This window comes from Methanoculleus sp. (assembly GCF_036677455.1).
In the GTDB taxonomy this organism is placed as follows: Archaea; Halobacteriota; Methanomicrobia; order Methanomicrobiales; family Methanoculleaceae; genus Methanoculleus.
In genome coordinates this window covers 1-16,010 of record NZ_JAVBWL010000026.1, presented here as the reverse complement: position 1 = coordinate 16,010, position 16,010 = coordinate 1, and the positions used below count along the sequence as shown (strand labels likewise).

Annotated in this window: 13 protein-coding genes and 1 tRNA gene; 8 read left to right on the top strand and 6 right to left on the bottom strand. The window is 61.7% G+C overall.

Annotation, left to right across the window (positions count from 1 at the left end; all coding sequences use genetic code 11):
* Positions 1–104: 104 nt before the first annotated feature.
* The gene (locus V6K60_RS06620; protein WP_332449725.1) at positions 105–776 is read left to right on the top strand and encodes an MTAP family purine nucleoside phosphorylase; all 672 of its coding nucleotides are present in this window, start codon (positions 105–107) and stop codon (positions 774–776) included.
* A complete protein-coding gene (locus tag V6K60_RS06615) occupies positions 773–2,077 on the top strand; it encodes an amidohydrolase family protein (RefSeq protein WP_332449724.1) in 1,305 nt (434 codons plus the stop codon). The genes V6K60_RS06620 and V6K60_RS06615 overlap by 4 nt, the downstream gene beginning before the upstream one ends.
* A gap of 161 nt (positions 2,078–2,238) precedes the next feature.
* Here the strand turns inward: V6K60_RS06615 and V6K60_RS06610 are convergent, their stop codons facing one another.
* Positions 2,239–3,654 carry a TolB family protein gene (locus tag V6K60_RS06610; RefSeq protein ID WP_332449723.1) on the bottom strand — a complete coding sequence of 472 codons (1,416 nt, stop codon included), beginning with the start codon at positions 3,652–3,654 and terminating at the stop codon, positions 2,239–2,241.
* A gap of 644 nt (positions 3,655–4,298) precedes the next feature.
* On the opposite strand from V6K60_RS06610, the gene V6K60_RS06605 reads away from it, so the two are divergent.
* Positions 4,299–4,877 (top strand): hypothetical protein, encoded by a 579-nt coding sequence (locus V6K60_RS06605; protein WP_332449722.1) that lies wholly within the window; start codon positions 4,299–4,301, stop codon positions 4,875–4,877.
* 228 nt (positions 4,878–5,105) lie between these two features.
* Here the strand turns inward: V6K60_RS06605 and V6K60_RS06600 are convergent, their stop codons facing one another.
* Together V6K60_RS06600 and V6K60_RS06595 are read right to left on the bottom strand one after the other, a co-directional pair.
* Positions 5,106–6,431, bottom strand: a complete 1,326-nt coding sequence (locus tag V6K60_RS06600) for a protease inhibitor I42 family protein (protein ID WP_332449721.1) — start codon at positions 6,429–6,431, stop codon at positions 5,106–5,108.
* 93 nt (positions 6,432–6,524) lie between these two features.
* Positions 6,525–8,225, bottom strand: coding sequence for an AMP-binding protein (locus V6K60_RS06595; protein ID WP_332449720.1), 1,701 nt, complete (start codon positions 8,223–8,225; stop codon positions 6,525–6,527).
* A gap of 94 nt (positions 8,226–8,319) precedes the next feature.
* Between V6K60_RS06595 and V6K60_RS06590 the strand changes: the two genes are divergently transcribed.
* Positions 8,320–8,472, top strand: a tRNA-Trp gene (locus V6K60_RS06590).
* Between the two features lie 75 nt (positions 8,473–8,547).
* Here the strand turns inward: V6K60_RS06590 and V6K60_RS06585 are convergent.
* Entirely contained in the window at positions 8,548–8,880 is a 333-nt protein-coding gene (locus tag V6K60_RS06585; protein WP_332449719.1) for a hypothetical protein, read from the bottom strand.
* A gap of 488 nt (positions 8,881–9,368) precedes the next feature.
* On the opposite strand from V6K60_RS06585, the gene V6K60_RS06580 reads away from it, so the two are divergent.
* Positions 9,369–10,550: a bifunctional 5,6,7,8-tetrahydromethanopterin hydro-lyase/3-hexulose-6-phosphate synthase gene (locus tag V6K60_RS06580; RefSeq protein WP_332449718.1), complete on the top strand. Its 1,182-nt coding sequence runs from the start codon at positions 9,369–9,371 to the stop codon at positions 10,548–10,550.
* A 491-nt stretch (positions 10,551–11,041) separates the two neighbouring features.
* Here the strand turns inward: V6K60_RS06580 and V6K60_RS06575 are convergent, their stop codons facing one another.
* Entirely contained in the window at positions 11,042–11,446 is a 405-nt protein-coding gene (locus tag V6K60_RS06575; RefSeq protein WP_332449717.1) for a hypothetical protein, read from the bottom strand.
* A gap of 442 nt (positions 11,447–11,888) precedes the next feature.
* On the opposite strand from V6K60_RS06575, the gene V6K60_RS06570 reads away from it, so the two are divergent.
* The 3 genes from V6K60_RS06570 (at position 11,889) to V6K60_RS06560 (ending at position 14,658) form a co-directional block, all read left to right on the top strand.
* Positions 11,889–12,407, top strand: a complete 519-nt coding sequence (locus tag V6K60_RS06570; RefSeq protein ID WP_332449716.1) for a PH domain-containing protein — start codon at positions 11,889–11,891, stop codon at positions 12,405–12,407.
* Positions 12,404–13,891 (top strand): PH domain-containing protein, encoded by a 1,488-nt coding sequence (locus V6K60_RS06565; protein WP_332449715.1) that lies wholly within the window; start codon positions 12,404–12,406, stop codon positions 13,889–13,891. The genes V6K60_RS06570 and V6K60_RS06565 overlap by 4 nt, the downstream gene beginning before the upstream one ends.
* A 281-nt stretch (positions 13,892–14,172) precedes the next feature.
* Positions 14,173–14,658 (top strand): hypothetical protein, encoded by a 486-nt coding sequence (locus V6K60_RS06560; RefSeq protein ID WP_332449714.1) that lies wholly within the window; start codon positions 14,173–14,175, stop codon positions 14,656–14,658.
* Positions 14,659–15,132: 474 nt separating this feature from the next.
* Here V6K60_RS06560 and V6K60_RS06555 read toward each other — a convergent pair.
* On the bottom strand, positions 15,133–16,010 hold an 878-nt coding region (locus V6K60_RS06555), incomplete at its 5' end, for a GHMP family kinase ATP-binding protein (RefSeq protein WP_332449713.1).

Below are 16,010 nucleotides of genomic sequence, written 5' to 3'. Positions count from 1 at the left end.
CTGCAGCACCGGATAGATGGAATTTTCCGATAGAACGTCGACCCGATAGAGAGAATGCCACATCGACGAGCGTATGCCGCTACGGCCGGCCGGGGGTGCGCCTGGTGCTCGGGATAATCGGGGGCACGAGCCTCCTCTTCGCCGACCTCCCCCCGCTTGAGAAGAAGACCATCGCGACGCCCTACGGGCCGGCGGAAGTCCATACCGGAGCCTTCGCGCTCCTGATGCGCCACCAGCACAACCTCCCCCCGCACCGGATCAACTACCGCGCGTGCCTCTCGGCGCTCGCCACCCTCGGGGTCGACGAGATCGTCGCCATCGGCTCGACCGGCTCCCTGAAACCGGAGATAGCGCCGGGCTCGATCGTCATCCCGACCGACTACCTGAGCGTCACCGATATCCCGTCCATCCACGAGTGCACCATCGGCCACGTCTGCCCCGAACTGGACGCGGACCTGGTCCGCACCCTGGGCGGTCTCATCCCCGAAGCCCGGATGGGCGGGGTCTACGCCCAGACCCGCGGGCCGCGGATCGAGACGGTCGCCGAGGTCCGGGCGCTTGCGAAGGTTGCCGATATCGTCGGGATGACGGTCGCAAGCGAGGCGACGCTCGCCCTGGAGCTCGGGATGCGGTTTGCCGCCGTCTGCACCGTGGACAACTACGCGAACGGTCTCGGGGAAGAGGTCCTGACCTATGAGCACATTCTCGCGATCTCGCAGGCATTCGCCCGGCGGACCGAGAAGATTCTAGAAAAGATTGTGGAGACTCTTGCATGAACGAAATCTTTACCGCCCGGGGATCGGTCCTGATCGCCGGCGCCACCATCGACGGATCGGCTGTAGATATCGCGATCGACGAGAAAGGCCTGATCGCGGGGATCGGGAAGGACGCGAGGAAGACCATCGACGCCGATATCGTCATCGACGGGACCGACCGGCTTGCCGTCCCGGGCCTGGTGAACACCCACACCCACGCCGCGATGAGCCTTCTCCGCGGCTACGCGGACGACATGATCCTGCAGGACTGGCTCTCGCAGAAGATCTGGCCGCTTGAGGCACACCTGACCGGCGACGATGTCTACGCCGGGACGAGACTCGCCTGCCTTGAGATGATCAAGAGCGGCACCGTCGCGTTCAACGACATGTACTTCTTCATGGACCGGGCCGCAGACGCGGTCGACGAGATGGGCATGCGGGCGACGCTCGCCTACGGGTTCATCGACCTTTCCATCCCCGAGAAGAGGGAGGCCGAGATCAAGGCGACCGAAACCCTCGTTTCCGGTATCAAGGCACGGGGAAACCCGCGGATCCAGGCCGCCGTCGGCCCCCACTCCATCTACACCGTCTCCCCCGAAGGCCTCTCCTGGTGCGCCGAGTACGCGAGAGAGCAGGGGATCGGCATCCACACCCACCTCTCCGAGACCGAGAAGGAGGTCGTCGACTGCGTCGCGCAGTTCGGCAAACGCCCGGCAGCCCTCCTCGACGAGCACGGCTGCCTCACCCCCCGGACGGTCGCCGCCCACTGCTGCTGGCTCGATGAGGCCGAGTGCCGGCTCCTCGGCGAGCGCGGGGTCTCCGCCTCCCACAACCCGGCAAGCAACATGAAGCTCGCTGTCAACCGGGCGATGCCTTACCACTGGCTGAGATCTTCCGGGGCGAACGTCTCCCTCGGGACCGACGGCTGCTCCTCGAACAACAACCTGGACATGCTCGAGGAGATGAAGTTCGCCGCCCTCCTCCAGAAGTTCGCCTGGAACTCGCCGACCCTCCTCCCCGCGGGCGAGGCGGTCACAATGGCGACCGCGGCGGGCGCCCGGGCGCTCGGCACCGGCCCCGGCACCCTGACCGTCGGCGCACCGGCCGATATCGCCCTCCTCGACGCCCGGGCGGTCTGCACCACCCCGCTCTACCATGCGGACTCAAACCTCGTTTACGCCTGCAACGGCAGCGCGGTCATGACCGTCCTCTGCGGGGGGAGAGTCCTGATGCACGAGCGGGAGGTCCCGGGAGAAGAGGAGATCGTCCGCGAGGCCGCCGCCGCGGCGCGGTCGCTCGTCGGGCGGGCAGAAGACGCCTGAGATCGACCCTCCACCAGGGGTCCCCCGGTAACCCGCTGCCACAAAAAAAGGGATTTCTGCCAGGCAGGGTTTCAGCCTGCCCGGCAGCATCGAGCCTCACTCTTCCCCGGCCTGGCGCAGGGGTCGCATCTGCAACGATTTGAGTCGCATCAGATCGCATCCTACATGTTGAGCGGTACCAGGCCGGTCATTGAGGAGTAGCCATACCATTCGCCTCCGTCAGTCATGATCAGGATGATGTCGGGGGTACCCGGGTCCTGGTAGAATGTCAGCCCGCGTGCCTGGTCCCGGGCTGATGACCAACCCGGGATGGCCGGATCTTCCTGCCACTGAAGATTGGCTATGTCGGCGGCTGTTATGGTAAGACCATCAACAGGTGTCTGGGTAATCGGTACCTGGGTAATCGGTACCTGGGTAATCGGTACCTGGGTAATCGGTACCTGGGTAATCGGTACCTGGGTAACCGGTACCTGGGTAATCGGTACCTGGGTAACCGGTACCTGGGTAATCGGTACCTGGGTAATCGGTACCTGGGTAATCGGTACCTGGGTAATCGGTACCTGGGTAACCGACCCTGAAGCACCGGTCACCTCCATCTCATAGATCTCCCACTGGCCGGTATCCTGGCCCATCCAGACAATCCTGCCGCCGGAAATATCCGGGAAAGACTGGGCATATGGGTCCTGGGTGACCGGCGTCTCCATTCCGGTGCTGATATCGTAGAGGTAGATGTCGAGGTTGCCGCTCCGCCAGTCTGAGTAGACCACATAGTTCCCGTCGACCGCGACCGCATCGGGTTGTGCGGATCCGCCGGTCACCCGCGTTGCGTTCCGTGTCGAGACGTCATAGAGGTAGACGGCGGTCCGGTTCCCGTCGGTGTTGATCCAGGCGATGCGGTTGCCGTCACTCGACACATCGGGATAACTGTTGTCGCCACGTTTATACCCGATGAGCCTTATCCCCGACTCATTCAGGGAGGTCACCGCGATGGCGAGGTTTCCTTTAGAGGTCTCGTTATCCACCCAGACGAACGTGTCGCCACCGGCGGCGGCCAGGGTCTGTTCGTACGGATCGTCCGTCGCCCGCATGATGTCCCCGCTCGCAATCTCGTAGAAGTAGACATCGCCCAGTTCATCCCCGTCTATCCAGATGACGAAGTCCTGCGAGACACCCGGATTTCTCGGGGCTCCTGAGCCGTTCGTCACCGGCTGCAGCCTGCCTGACGCGATATCGTAGAGGAACACGATATCCCCTCCTGCCTGCGGGTCTCCTCCCGTCCAGACGACGTTGTTCCCGGCGATGGCCAGTTCATGCGGCAGGCCGATAGGAGTCGCCGCTGCAGTGGATATGGTCGATACATTCCCTGATGCGACATCGTAGAGCTGGATTGAGGCTGAACTGTTGTCGTACCAGACGATGCTGTTCCCGGATATCGCCGGGAAGAGGTTATCCCCCGGCCCGCTCGTGATCGCGGTCGCCCCGGACGGCGCCGGAGTCGATCCCGGCCCCGGCGGAAAGAGTTGTGCTGAGGCCGCACCGGCGATAAGCGCAACGGTGATGACCAGAACAACTGCCATTATACGTATGAACCATTTCATACAGATACCTCCCAATAACACACAAACCTCGCCGGCTCTCGTGCTGCGGCGAGGTTCTGGCATGAGGGCGTATGAATCCGTGTTCCATTATGGCATAGAGAGGGTGAGGTCGGTGGTACGGCCAGCGGAGCGTTGCGCCCCGCCCCGGTAAAACTGGCAAGCAGAGCAGGTACTGAGGGGAAAGGCTCTCTGCAGAGCGCACAACCAGACCCAATACCCCCACGCTGCAGCCCAATAACAAGCTCACTATATATAGGTTGCCCGAGCAGGACCGGAGAGATACATCCGCCTCCCATCGCCCTATAGCGAGATCAGACCGGCCTCCAGCCCCCCTGGCACGCGGGAACGACCATAACCAGGCTCTCGCCGGCACCGGCTGCCCCTTCCGACCGGGATCCGGGCCACCATGGGCACACCCGACGAAGATCGCGGAGCGCCCATCTTCGTGCAACAGACAGAGGCGCAATTGGAGAAAGGTGGACAACTGCTTATGAACACCAAGAGAAAAAACCCCATTCCAGGATTTTTTTGGAGCTCTCATGGGGCCTATATCCCGGTATGAAAAAATATATAACCTCCCCCCATGCCTGGGGGTGCACCATATGGCAGGGTGCCGCAGAGAAATGAAATTTCTGGAGATGATCCGGATGAGAAATGTCTATCTGCTCGGGTTAATCCTCCTCGCAATCCTCATCCCCGGTGCGATGGCGTACCAGCCCATCGGACCGGTACAGCAGCAACCCTCTCCGTTCATGTACCAGCACGCCTATATCACGCCGATCTACAACGACATGATCGTGCCGGGGATGCTCCCCCCGCCACTCTTCCTCTTTCCCGGAGACGAGGTATACGTCGCCGTAAGTTCGTCCACGCCGGTGAACATCTACACGATGGGACCCGGGGACTACTCGAACTACATGATGGGCTCTGTTTTCTCCTATTACCCGGAGTTGAGCGCCCAGGGAGTGACCAGCTGGGGATCCGTGGTACAGGTGCCAGGGGCCGTTGAGTTGTACGTCGTTGTAGAGCCTCTATACGCGGGCGAAATGCCGGTACTCACGATACTCCGCGGGTCTGATTACTCAGATGACCAGCATCTGACAGGGTACCAGCAGACGGTTGACTGGCAGGGCGAACAAATGGATCGGTTTGTGAAATGGTATCAACGCACGTTTGATCCTGGGGGGTTCAGTTATGGCTGAGACCAGCACATTCTTTCAACCTATTTTTCATATCGCCGCAGATCCACCGTTCATCCATGACAACCCCCACCCCGCCCGGGGCCGGGGACGGTGCCTGGGGGTTATCCACCACAAAAGCCGTAGGCTGGATGAGACCCAGGATCAGGCCTTTTCCGCCCATTCCCCGTGCAGTGGACGGTGGTGGGAAGTACCACGAGGGGGAGGGGACCTCAAGGCAACCCCTTTTTTTCACCCGGACGGCACGTCCAGCAAATCCATCACCGCCGTTATGGTGAGGTTGAACCGGTCTTCCAGCCCCGTCACGTTCTCCCGGGGCCGCCGGTAGACGGCCGAGAACGTGAAGACCCCCGCGTGCTCCGGCACGAGCGTCCAGGTCCGGATCCCCCCGACGCCGACCATCCCCTCCGGGTTCGCGTTCTGTTCGTAGCGGTCGTCGGCGATGGTGAGCCCGGGCGAAACTGTGGCATTCCAGGAGTAGCCGGTGGACGGGCTCTCCGCAAGGCTGACGAGGACCTCGCTCTCCACCGGAACCGTGACGTTCCTCCCGTTCTGCTCCGCGCCGAAGGCGTACGGGCTCCCGGCCGCGGCCGCCGCACCGAGGGTGAGGAGATAGACGTCCAGGTTCCCCGACCTGTTGTCCGTCCAGGCGATCCGGTTGCCCGATACCCTCGGCAGGAACTGCCACGCGTCGTCGCTGGTGACCTGCACGGTCTTTCCGGTGGCAAGGTCGAACCGGTAGATATCATCGGTATCCAGGCCCGTAGCGTTCTGCCAGACGACCCGGTCTCCCGATATGTCGGGGTAGACGGGCATCCCCGGCGATCCCCCGGAGATCCGTTCCTCCTCGCCAGTGGCAAGGTCACGGACGACGAGCGATGACGAACCGTTCCGGGTCTCCGACCAGACGACCCGGTTGCCGGAGATTGCAGGGAAGCCCTGCCTGGCGCTGCCGTCCGCAAGCGGCACGGGTTCGCCGCCTCCCTGGCTGACAGAGACGGTGTAGTTCCCGCCGCTCCCGTCCGCCCAGACGATCGTCTCACCCGAGACGTCGGGCGAGACGACCAGCGGGTCCCCCTGCACCGGCCCGGAGACCCGGACGGTCGTGCCGGTCGTCAGGTTCATGGCGGAGATGCCGGCCTGCTCGTCGAACCAGACGACCGTATCGTCGTCGATGGCCGGGACCGTCCCGGCGCCGATACGGGTCTCGGTGCCGGCGGCGATCTCGAAGAGCCAGACCTCCGCCGTCCCTGACCGGTTATCCTGCCAGACGATCCGGTCCCCGGAGACCTCCGGCCAGAACGGGACCGCCGTTCCGTTGGTGATCCGGGTCTCCGTCCCGCCGGCGACGTCGTAGAGGTAGATATCGGCGCCGCCGTGCCGCCCGTCGACCCATACCATCCGATCGCCGTCGATGGCGGCGGCGATCTGGTCATTCTGGTCCGTCGTCACCTGCACCGGGGCACCCGCACCGGTCTCGCCGACCGGCGCCCCGCTCGCGCCGATCGGCAGCGCTACCACGAGGATGCATACGAGATACAGGAATCCCTGTTTCATAGGGGAATTAAATGACGACACTGCTATAAAAAGGGCAGCATAAAATGCCTGCAGATACGTCAGGCAGGGTTGCAGGGCCGGAAAAAAAAGGGGTTATGCGGTCTCGATATTCGAGTCGCACTCGAGACCGAGCTCCGCGATCGACTCTTCGCGCATCTGGAACTTCATGATCTTGCCCGAGACCGTCATCGGGAAGTCGTTGACGAACTTGACGTAGCGGGGGATCTTGAAGTGCGCGATCTTCCCGCGGCAGTACTCCTTCACCTCGTCTTCGGTGAGGACCGCGCCGTTGTCGAGCTTGATCCAGGCCATCAGTTCCTCGCCGTACTTCCGGTCCGGGACACCGATCACGTAGGCGTCGGCGATCTTCGGGTGGGTATGGAGGAATTCCTCGATCTCGCGGGGGTAGATGTTCTCCCCGCCGCGGATCACCATATCCTTCAGGCGGCCGACGATCTTGACGTAATCCTCTTCGTCCATCGTCCCGAGGTCACCGGTGTGGTTCCAGTGGCTCTCGTCGATCGTCGCCCGGGTGGCGTTCGGGTTGTTGTAGTAGCACCGCATCACGCAGTAACCCCGGGCGCAGATCTCGCCGGTCTCCCCGCGGGGGACGATCTTCTTCGTGTGCGGGTCGATGATCTTGATCTCGGTGTGGGGGAAGGGTTTTCCCACCGTCGAGACCCGCCGCTCCAGGGGGTCGTCGGTCGTGGTCATCGTGACGCCGGGCGAGGTCTCCGTCTGCCCGTAGACGATCACGATCTCGGACATGTTCATCTTCTTGTTGACCTCCCGCATCACCTCGGTCGGGCAGGGCGACCCGGCCATGATCCCGGTGCGGAGCGAGTCAAGCCGGTACTTCGAGAAGTCCGGGTGGGCGAGCTCGGCGATGAACATCGTCGGCACCCCATGGAGCGCCGTGCACTTCTCGTCCTGCACGGTCTTGAGGACCGATTCGGCGCTGAAGACCGGCGCGGGGAGCACCATCGCGGTGCCGTGGGTGACGGCGGCCATGTTCGAGAGGACCATGCCGAAGCAGTGGTAGAACGGCACCGGGATGCAGAGCCGGTCCTTATGGGTGAACTTCATCCCCTCGCCGATGATGTAGCCGTTGTTCAAGACGTTGTGGTGGGTCAGGACGACGCCTTTCGGGAACCCGGTGGTCCCGCTGGTGTACTGGATGTTGACCGCGTCGTCGAAGTCGAGCGACGCCTCCCGCTCCCGGAGCTCGTCGGGGCTGATGAGGTCGGCCTTCGCCATGAGGTCGTCCCAGGTGTACATACCGTTGTAGGGGATATCGCCGAGGAAGACGACGTTCTTCAAGAACGGGAACTTGTCGCTGTTTATCCGGCCGGGCTTCGCCTCGAACGCCTCGGGACAGGACTCGTAGAACATCCCGACGTAGTCGGAAGTCTTGAACCGCCCCTGGATGAGGAGCGTCTGGACCTCCGACTGCTTCATGGCGTACTCGAACTCATAGGTCCGGTAGGCCGGGTTGATGTTCACCATGATGGCGCCGATCTTTGCGGTGGCGAACTGGGTGAGCACCCATTCCGCATAGTTCAGCGCCCATATGGCGACCCGGTCCCCGCGCTCCACGTCGAGCGCCATGAGGGCGCGTGCCAGGGTGTTGGCGCGCTCAAGAAACTCCGCGTAGGTCCACCGGACGTCCTGGTGGACGGAGACGAGTGCGTCGCTATCCGGATGCGCCGCTGCGATTCGGTTCAGCATTTCACCGATGGTGATGCCGAGCAGGGATTTTTGCGAGTTGCCACACGCGTAACTGCCCTCGACCATTCTATATTAATCGGTGCTGGTGCGGATATATGATTTCTGGTCTTTTCCAGCGCAACCCTTATAGCATATGACGTTAACGATATAGAGGGTTGAAGGGGTCGTGGCCTAGTCCGGAATGGCGACGGGCTCCAGCGGTCTTTGCACGTGATGAACAATGGGTCTCCTGACAGATGGATGATGACCCGTTGGAGCACTGATGCATGTCGGAGAGACCCGTCGATCGTGAGTTCAAATCTCACCGACCCCACATTCTTATGATTCTCACCGGCTACCGCAGGGTATCCGCATCGTGGCCCGCTCCACGGGTTCGTTCCTCCGCTGCTTATCCTTCCGCTTTCTCCGCTTCTTCGGCCGCGGCCGCCCGGTGCCGGTCGGTCTCGCGGTAGGTCAGCGCCGATATGTCGCCGTCGCTCTCGATGTAGGCGACCCGCACCCCTCGATGCCACCGATACCCCGTGCACTGAGTGCGATGGACGGGACGTCCGGAGCTCGAGCACTCGGAGAGTGCGAGCCACTCGATGAGTTCGTCGCGGGTCATCAGTTCCCGCTGGAGACTCTTCTCGATGATCTTACCGTCCTCGATCACCTTCAGGGCCTCCGGAGAGATGAACTTGCGGATCTGCGGGTTCTTGTACTGCCCGATAGTGAGGAGCACGTTTAAACCGAGGAGTGTCGACGCGCTGATCAAGTCCCGCAAGGAGCGAGTTGTCGCCTGCGTTAATTGCCTGGGAGATGCTCTCGGATATGATCAGGAGCAGGACGAGATTGAACGGGGTCAGTTGCCCGAACTCGTGCCGCCCGATGAACCGCATCACAAGCAGGAGGAAGAAGTAGATCACGGCCGCCCGGAGGATGAGTTCAGGAAGCGGCGTCTGGAGGATGAAGAGGTCCGAGATGGTGGGCGTGAGAGAACGGGAATGGATTATACTTTCGTTACCCGGCGGGAGGGCCCGAATGATCCCGGCGGTGTGCCCGGCAGTGCGTACGCATCTGTACCCGATCGGCCTTATCCGGGGCGCAAAGTTTCTCATTTCCGCTCTTCATCGCAGAAATACCTGCTTGCCGGGCGGCGCCGGGGCAGCCAACCGGGAGGTCTTTAATAGCTGCCTCACCAATATTTCTGCACAATCTGAGGGCATCCATATGTATCTTATCGGTGAAGCATTGGTTGGAGATGGCGCGGAACTCGCGCACATCGATCTGTTAATAGGAAACAAAGAGGGCGCCGTAGGGCAGGCGTTCGCGAACTCTCTCTCGCAGCTCTCCAAGGGCCACACCCCGCTCCTCGCGGTCATCCGGCCGAACCTGCCGACGAAGCCCTCGACGCTCATCATCCCGAAGGTCACCATGAAGAAGGGGTACCAGGTGAACCAGATGTTCGGGCCCGTCCAGGCGGCGGTGGCGAAGGCCGTCGCGGACTCGGTCGAGGAAGGCGTCTTCGAGGGGATCGACATCGAGGACACCGTCATCCTGGCGAGCGTCTACCTCAACACCGCCGCGGAGGACTACAACAAGATCTATCGGTTCAACTACGGCGCGGTGAAACTCGCGCTCCGCCGGGCTCTCGACCGGTTCCCCGACGTCGAGACGCTCCTGCACGAGAAGGACCGGGCCGCCCACGCGGTCATGGGGTTCAAGGTCCAGCGCCTCTGGAACCCGCCCTACCTCCAGGTCGCCATGGACCTCGTCGACAGGAACCACATGAGGAAGGTCCTTGAGTCGCTGCCCCAGAACGACCACCTGATCATCGAGGCGGGCACGCCCCTGATCAAGAAGTTCGGGCTCTCGATCATCTCCGAGATCCGTGAGATCCGGCCGAATGCGTTCATCGTGGCGGACCTCAAAACCCTCGACACGGGCAACCTCGAGGCCCGGATGACCGCCGACGCCGGCGCCGATGCCGTTGTGATATCCGGGCTTGCACCCCTCTCGACGATCGAGAAGGCGATCGAGGACACCCGCAAGACCGGCATCTACACGGTCGTCGACATGCTCAACGTCGAGAACCCCGTCGCCGTCATCAAGGACCTGAAGGTCAAGCCGGACGTCGTGGAACTCCACCGGGGCATCGACGTCGAGGATACCGCGTATGCCTGGGGCGACATCCCGGCGATCAAGAAGGCCGGCGGCAAGAGGCTGCTCGTCGCAACGGCGGGCGGCATCCGGCAGCCCGTCGTGAAGGACGCGCTCAAGGCGGGCGCGGACATCCTGGTCGTCGGCCGGGCGATCACCGCGAGCAAGAACATCCAGAACGCGGCCGAAGAGTTCCTCCAGGAACTGAACACCGAAGAGATCGACCAGTTCCGGATCATGACCGACTTCTAAGTCGGTCATCACAACTCTACATCCTCAACCCAATTTTTCGTGTATGAACCATTTTGCCCTCATGAGTCATATCTTCGACAGCATCCCAGAGAGGGCAACCTATCCCGGCAGAAAGGAGATCTCCTCCTCACATACATCTCTCAGGACGGCGGCTCCCCGGACGGGATGAAAGACAGGTATCACCTGACCAACCGGGGCGTCCAGGCCCTGCACGAGCAGGCGTGCACCACCACGATATGCTCCAGGCCATCAGCGCCCTCCAGTCGTCTGACTACTCCCGGCAGCCCATCCACCAGCTGCGGGGTATCACGGTCTGACGACGTTCAACCTCCGGGGGTGGGACCACGGACGCGGGGTTGATACAGGCCGCGAACCTGGAGAGGGGCAGGACGACGCTCAATCGTCTTTCTGAACCCCGGCGCATCGGCAGGCGGCAGAAAAAATATGATTAGCTTAAAAATAACAGATTTTTCGTAATCATCCGTCCTGGATCATGCGGAGGAGCCGATTCTTACATCAGACAGTTCGACGTAAGCGATATACGTAGGGTACTCTGTGTCGATGAACTCTCTTTCATCCCAATCGGTATCTTCGTCCAGCAGATATCCCCACGACCCGTCTTCGTGCATAAAAATAACAGCCGTCTCATACATGTCTATTTCTGGATCATATGCGAGAACCAGCCAGCAAGGGCCGTCGTCTGTTGGAGCATCATCGATGATATCCCCTGCTCGGTATTTCGGCGCATTTACCGATGATGGTTGTGAAACTGCAGTGGGCTGTTGCACCGTCGGCTGGGGGGTTTCAGGGGTACTGACGGTATCGAAATTTAGAGTACACCCACAGACCAACAGAAAGCCAACTAGCAGCGCTAGTAATACGACAACTGGTTTCATACCATGAAAATCGTGTCCAAGTTTATTTAAATATGACCTTATTGCCCAGAGTACGCTCTCTTTGCTCTGGTGAAAATATCACTTTTTAAGAGCGTATTTCTCACAGAGATCGATCTACAGCGGTGCCAGGTCCTCTCAAGTAGCCCGGACCCTCGAAACCATCGGGCGGCACGCGCGGGGCTGTGGCACTCTCCGTGCTGGTGGTCGCGTTGCAGGTGTGGGCGCTACTGGGTTCACCCGACGCCGATGAAGACGACCCGGCACGCAAGTGGGCTGCCGTCAGCGAGGTTCTAATGACCGAAAATCTACAGGGTAGTTCCGGGTCATGACCGACTTCTAAGTCGGTCGAGACCTTTTTTCCGGCAAAAATTGCCCGGCGGCGCGGAGACGCAAGGCCGTCCCGAAGAATAAGTTAACGTGAACGAAACGGCAACGGATAACCATGTTCTCTCCCGGAGCGGGCACGGACGGGTATCGGCGGCTTGATCGAAAGTGCATGCTCTCGATGTACATCGACTACGCCGTGTGGTATCTTCTCCTGCTCGCGGCATACTTCGCTGTGAGGACCTACGCGGCGGGGTTCCTGGGCCCCTACCACGATGCCGTCGGGTACGGTCTCGTGCTCGTCCTCGCGATAGCCCTGGTCTACATAGCGGTGGCCCCGCCGGTCTTCTACGCCCGCTACCGCTACCGGATCACCGATGACCGGATCGACGTGCGCTACGGGGTCCTCGTGATCCGGCACATCCTGGTGCCGATCGAGCGGGTGCACCAGGTGGAGATCGCGCGTGGCCCGATAAACAACCTCCTCGATCTTGCCGACGTCACCATAACCACGGCGGGAGGCGAGGTGAGCATCCGGTACCTGGAGGTCGACGAGGCGGAGAAGGTGGCCGACCGGCTCAACGACCTGATCGGGAAGATGCTCCGGGAGAGGGTGCCGGGGCCTGCAGGCGCATGACCGACGATACAGGCGCGCCCGCCCGCCATGGCGAGCCGATCCGGTGCCACCCGAGCATCGTCGTGGAGCGGTCGCTCTCGGGAATCGTGGTGCTGGGCATCCTCGTCATGCAGGCCCCGATCGGGGGCGTTCTACCGGCGCTGCTCGCGGTCCTCTTCGTCGGGCTGGTGCTCTTCAACTACCGGCAGTGGAGCCGGACGACCGTCCGGTTCAACGAGGCGGACGTGGTGGTGGAGAGGAACACCCTCTTCAAGACGAAGAAAACGCTCCCCTACGCGAAGATGGCGTCGGTCAACATCAACCGCGGCGTCCTGAACCGGGTCTTTCGGACGGCGAGGCTGCAGATCAACATCAACTCGGGGAGCGGCGCCACGGTGCCGGAGGCCGTCCTGACGTTTGGGGAGGAGCTGGCGGAGGAGATACGGGCGGGGATGGCGGAGCGGCTCTACGGCAGCGAGACCGTCTCCGACGAGGAAGAGCCGGCCGAGCCCACGGTCGCGTTCTCCCCGGCGGACGTGATCGTCCACGGCCTCTTCAGCGTCTCGACCTACCAGACGGTATTCGGTTTTGCGTTCCTGGCCTGCTCCGTCTTCCAGCTGTATACATCCGCGGGAGTGGGCGGAGGAGCACTTGTCTCCCTCCTGATCTTCGTCGTCGTCCAGGTGGCGCCATCGGTCTCGCTGATAGCCCATTACTACAACTACCGGGTCTACCGCCGGGGCGAGACAATATACCTGGAGCACGGCCTCATCCGGACGTACAGGACATCGTTTGCCGCATCGAGGATCAACGCCGTCCGGGTAAAGCGGACGCTCGCCGCCCGGCTCCTTGGCCGGTCGTGCATCGAGGCGGAGGTGGTGGGGCTCGCGTCCGGGAGCGGGGAGAGCCTCCGCCCCGTCCTCTGTCTCCTGAAAGACGATGCGGCGCAGCAGAGGCTTCTTGAAGAACTGGTGCCGGAGTTCGTGTACGACCGGAACCCGGAGCGGCAACCCGCGGGCGCACGGAGCGTGCTCCTGGTCCGGGCCGCGATTGCGTCGTTTGCGCTTGTTCTGGCGATGGCCTGGCCGTCGCTCTACGTCTACCACGCGGCTTCAACCCTGGCCGGGGCGGCCGGCGTCGTCCTCCCCTGGGTGCTCCCCCTCGCCACAGCCCTCGCTGTCCTCGCGATCTCCTACGCAACGCTCGTATCTTACCAGATCACGAAGTTTGACGCCGGCAGAGATCTCTTCACCTTCGTCAACGGCGCCGTCGACCGCGAGACCGTCGTGATGAACTACGACAAGGTCCAGATGGTCCGGGTCGAGAGAGGCCCGGTAGCCCGGATCTTCGGCGTTGCCCGGGGGAAGGTGTACCTGCTCTCGGCGATCGGGGGGGCGAGCGTATCTTCGGGATATTTCTCTGAGGAGCGGCTCGGCGTCATAGGCGAGACCGTGATGGAGCGGATCGCGAGCGGGGAGTACGATTACCGGAAGAATCGTATCTGACCGTGCTCCATCGGCTCTGAGAGAAGGTAAGACGAAAGGATCAGATCCGGGGTAGGTTTCAGGTGTATGAGGCAGGTGGCGGTTCCGCAGAAGCACCACCCCCATAGGTCCGGGACAGTAGAGGATAAGAGGCATTCTCCACCCTTACCGTATCGAAGTCCTTTCTAGAAACTCCCTCCTGGTAGACGGATGGGCATACCGCTCGACAAACCGCCTTTTCCCGGCATTGCGGTTTTTATAGGAATCTTCTTATAATACTTGCAGAGTACTGGCTTCCGGTAATGGCTATGGAACTGAGGGAGCAATTTACAGATGACGAATGGAAGAACCTCGTCAGTTTACCGTATGCGATCTCAATGGCGGTTATTGTCGCAGCACCATCGGTCCTGGGTGCGTGGGGCGAAATGAAAGCCATGATACAGGAACCCACGCACCTGGCGGCCGATAGCGGCAGTGCTCTGGTCGGCCTCGTATCGGCCGAGATGCAATCGAAGGGAAAGGAGTTGATCAAAGAGCAGCAAGACCTGATGAAGCGCGACCAGACGGGCTACAGGAATATGACCGTCAGGGCGGCAAAATCCGCTTCGGAAGCCCTGTCCAGGGTATCTCCTGACGAGGCAACGGCTTATAAGCAGTGGTCGCTGGGGATAGGCCGGAAGGTTGCCGAAGCAGCAAAGGAGCATGGCGTTGCGGTCAGTGAGTCGGAAAAGGCGGTTCTCGACGAGATCTCCGATGCGTTCGGCATCAGCGCAGGGATCGCCGCTTGAGAAGGGAGATCTGAAGCGGTCTTTTCATTTTTCCGCTCATTTTAAGCATCTGCGGTCAACAATCGCTACACGGCTACTACTCATACGGATTACCCGGGTGAAGGGACACGGGGCGGTACAGGCGGTGGTTTTAATATAACATAAGCCCCGGTAGCCGGATCGGGGATGAAACCGATACGAATTGTGGGCGTGCTCATCGGCGCCTTTATTGCATCGCTTGGCCTGCTCTGGTTCCTCCAGGGTATGGCAATTATCCAGATGCGGCCGATACTCTGTGTCGCGGATTGTGAGCCTGTCGTGGGCGGATCACCGTCCTGGGCAGCAGCCGGGGCGGTTACTTTCATTGTCGGGATTGGTGTCGCTCTTTCCAGTGCGAGGCGCGGGGGAAGATAAACGAATAGTCGAATGCCGCGATGACATACCTTTGTTACTGGAAAAATAACATGAGGTTTTTGAGGCCCGCTATCCGGCCCTTCACCCCCTCTCTTCCACCCGGATCTTCAGCCCCTCGTTGTCCACCACCGTCGCAATCGCAATCTTGAGCCCCGCCTTCTCAAGGATCTTCGCCACCTCCTCCTCGGGCCGGTCCGTGACGACCGCGATCGACGGCCCGACCGAGCTCATCCCGACGAACTCGAGGCCGGCGTCCCGGAGCGCCGCCATGTAGCGGTAGATCTCAAACCCGTGGTGCTCCACCTCGGCCCGCTTCGAGCCCCGGAACTCGATCTCCCAGATGACGTCGCCGGCCTTCCGGAGGTCGCCCCGCTCAAGCGCCGGGATGAGGTCCATCAGGACGAGATAGGACTTCAGGGCCCGGTCGCGGTAGTCCAGGGTCCGGGCCTTGTTCATCAGGAGGTCGAACTCCTTCTCCCCCGCCGACGAGATATCGGATGCCGGGATGGCGATGTAGACCTGCTTGCCCACCCCAAACGCGTGCCGGTAGACGAGCGCGAGATCGTCCCCCATCACCGCCATCCCGCCGTGGGTGCTCGCGGCGGGACCGACGCCGGTCTCGAACCCGAACGCGACGCTCCCGGCCACGGTCTCCTCGACGAAGTTGCAGCCAAGGAGGAGGCGGAGGTCATCAGAGGTCAGGGGCGAGCCCACGGCGGTGTTGAGGGCGTGTGCGACCGCCGTCAGGATGGTGCTCGTCGAACCGAGCCCGACGTGCTCATACCGGTGGTCGCGCGCAGAGATCTTGAAACCGCCCGTGTAGCCGACGACCTGCCGGAAGGCTTCCACGAAGTGCCGGAGGATCGGTTCGCGGGTGTAATCAATCTCGATCCCCGATTCCGTGCACGTAACCTCGGCGGTGCAGTAGACGCCGATGGCAAACCCGATCCCTCCCCCGC

Bases quoted from the DNA above. Each gene is read 5' to 3' on its own strand.
- V6K60_RS06615 (WP_332449724.1), top strand. From the start codon at position 773: ATGAACGAAATCTTTACCGCCCGGGGATCGGTCCTGATCGCCGGCGCC.
- V6K60_RS06610 (WP_332449723.1), bottom strand. From the start codon at position 3,654: ATGGCAGTTGTTCTGGTCATCACCGTTGCGCTTATCGCCGGTGCGGCC.
- V6K60_RS06605 (WP_332449722.1), top strand. From the start codon at position 4,299: ATGAAATTTCTGGAGATGATCCGGATGAGAAATGTCTATCTGCTCGGG.
- V6K60_RS06600 (WP_332449721.1), bottom strand. From the start codon at position 6,431: ATGAAACAGGGATTCCTGTATCTCGTATGCATCCTCGTGGTAGCGCTG.
- V6K60_RS06595 (WP_332449720.1), bottom strand. From the start codon at position 8,225: ATGGTCGAGGGCAGTTACGCGTGTGGCAACTCGCAAAAATCCCTGCTC.
- V6K60_RS06580 (WP_332449718.1), top strand. From the start codon at position 9,369: ATGTATCTTATCGGTGAAGCATTGGTTGGAGATGGCGCGGAACTCGCG.
- V6K60_RS06575 (WP_332449717.1), bottom strand. From the start codon at position 11,446: ATGAAACCAGTTGTCGTATTACTAGCGCTGCTAGTTGGCTTTCTGTTG.
- V6K60_RS06570 (WP_332449716.1), top strand. From the start codon at position 11,889: ATGTTCTCTCCCGGAGCGGGCACGGACGGGTATCGGCGGCTTGATCGA.
- V6K60_RS06565 (WP_332449715.1), top strand. From the start codon at position 12,404: ATGACCGACGATACAGGCGCGCCCGCCCGCCATGGCGAGCCGATCCGG.
- V6K60_RS06560 (WP_332449714.1), top strand. From the start codon at position 14,173: ATGGCTATGGAACTGAGGGAGCAATTTACAGATGACGAATGGAAGAAC.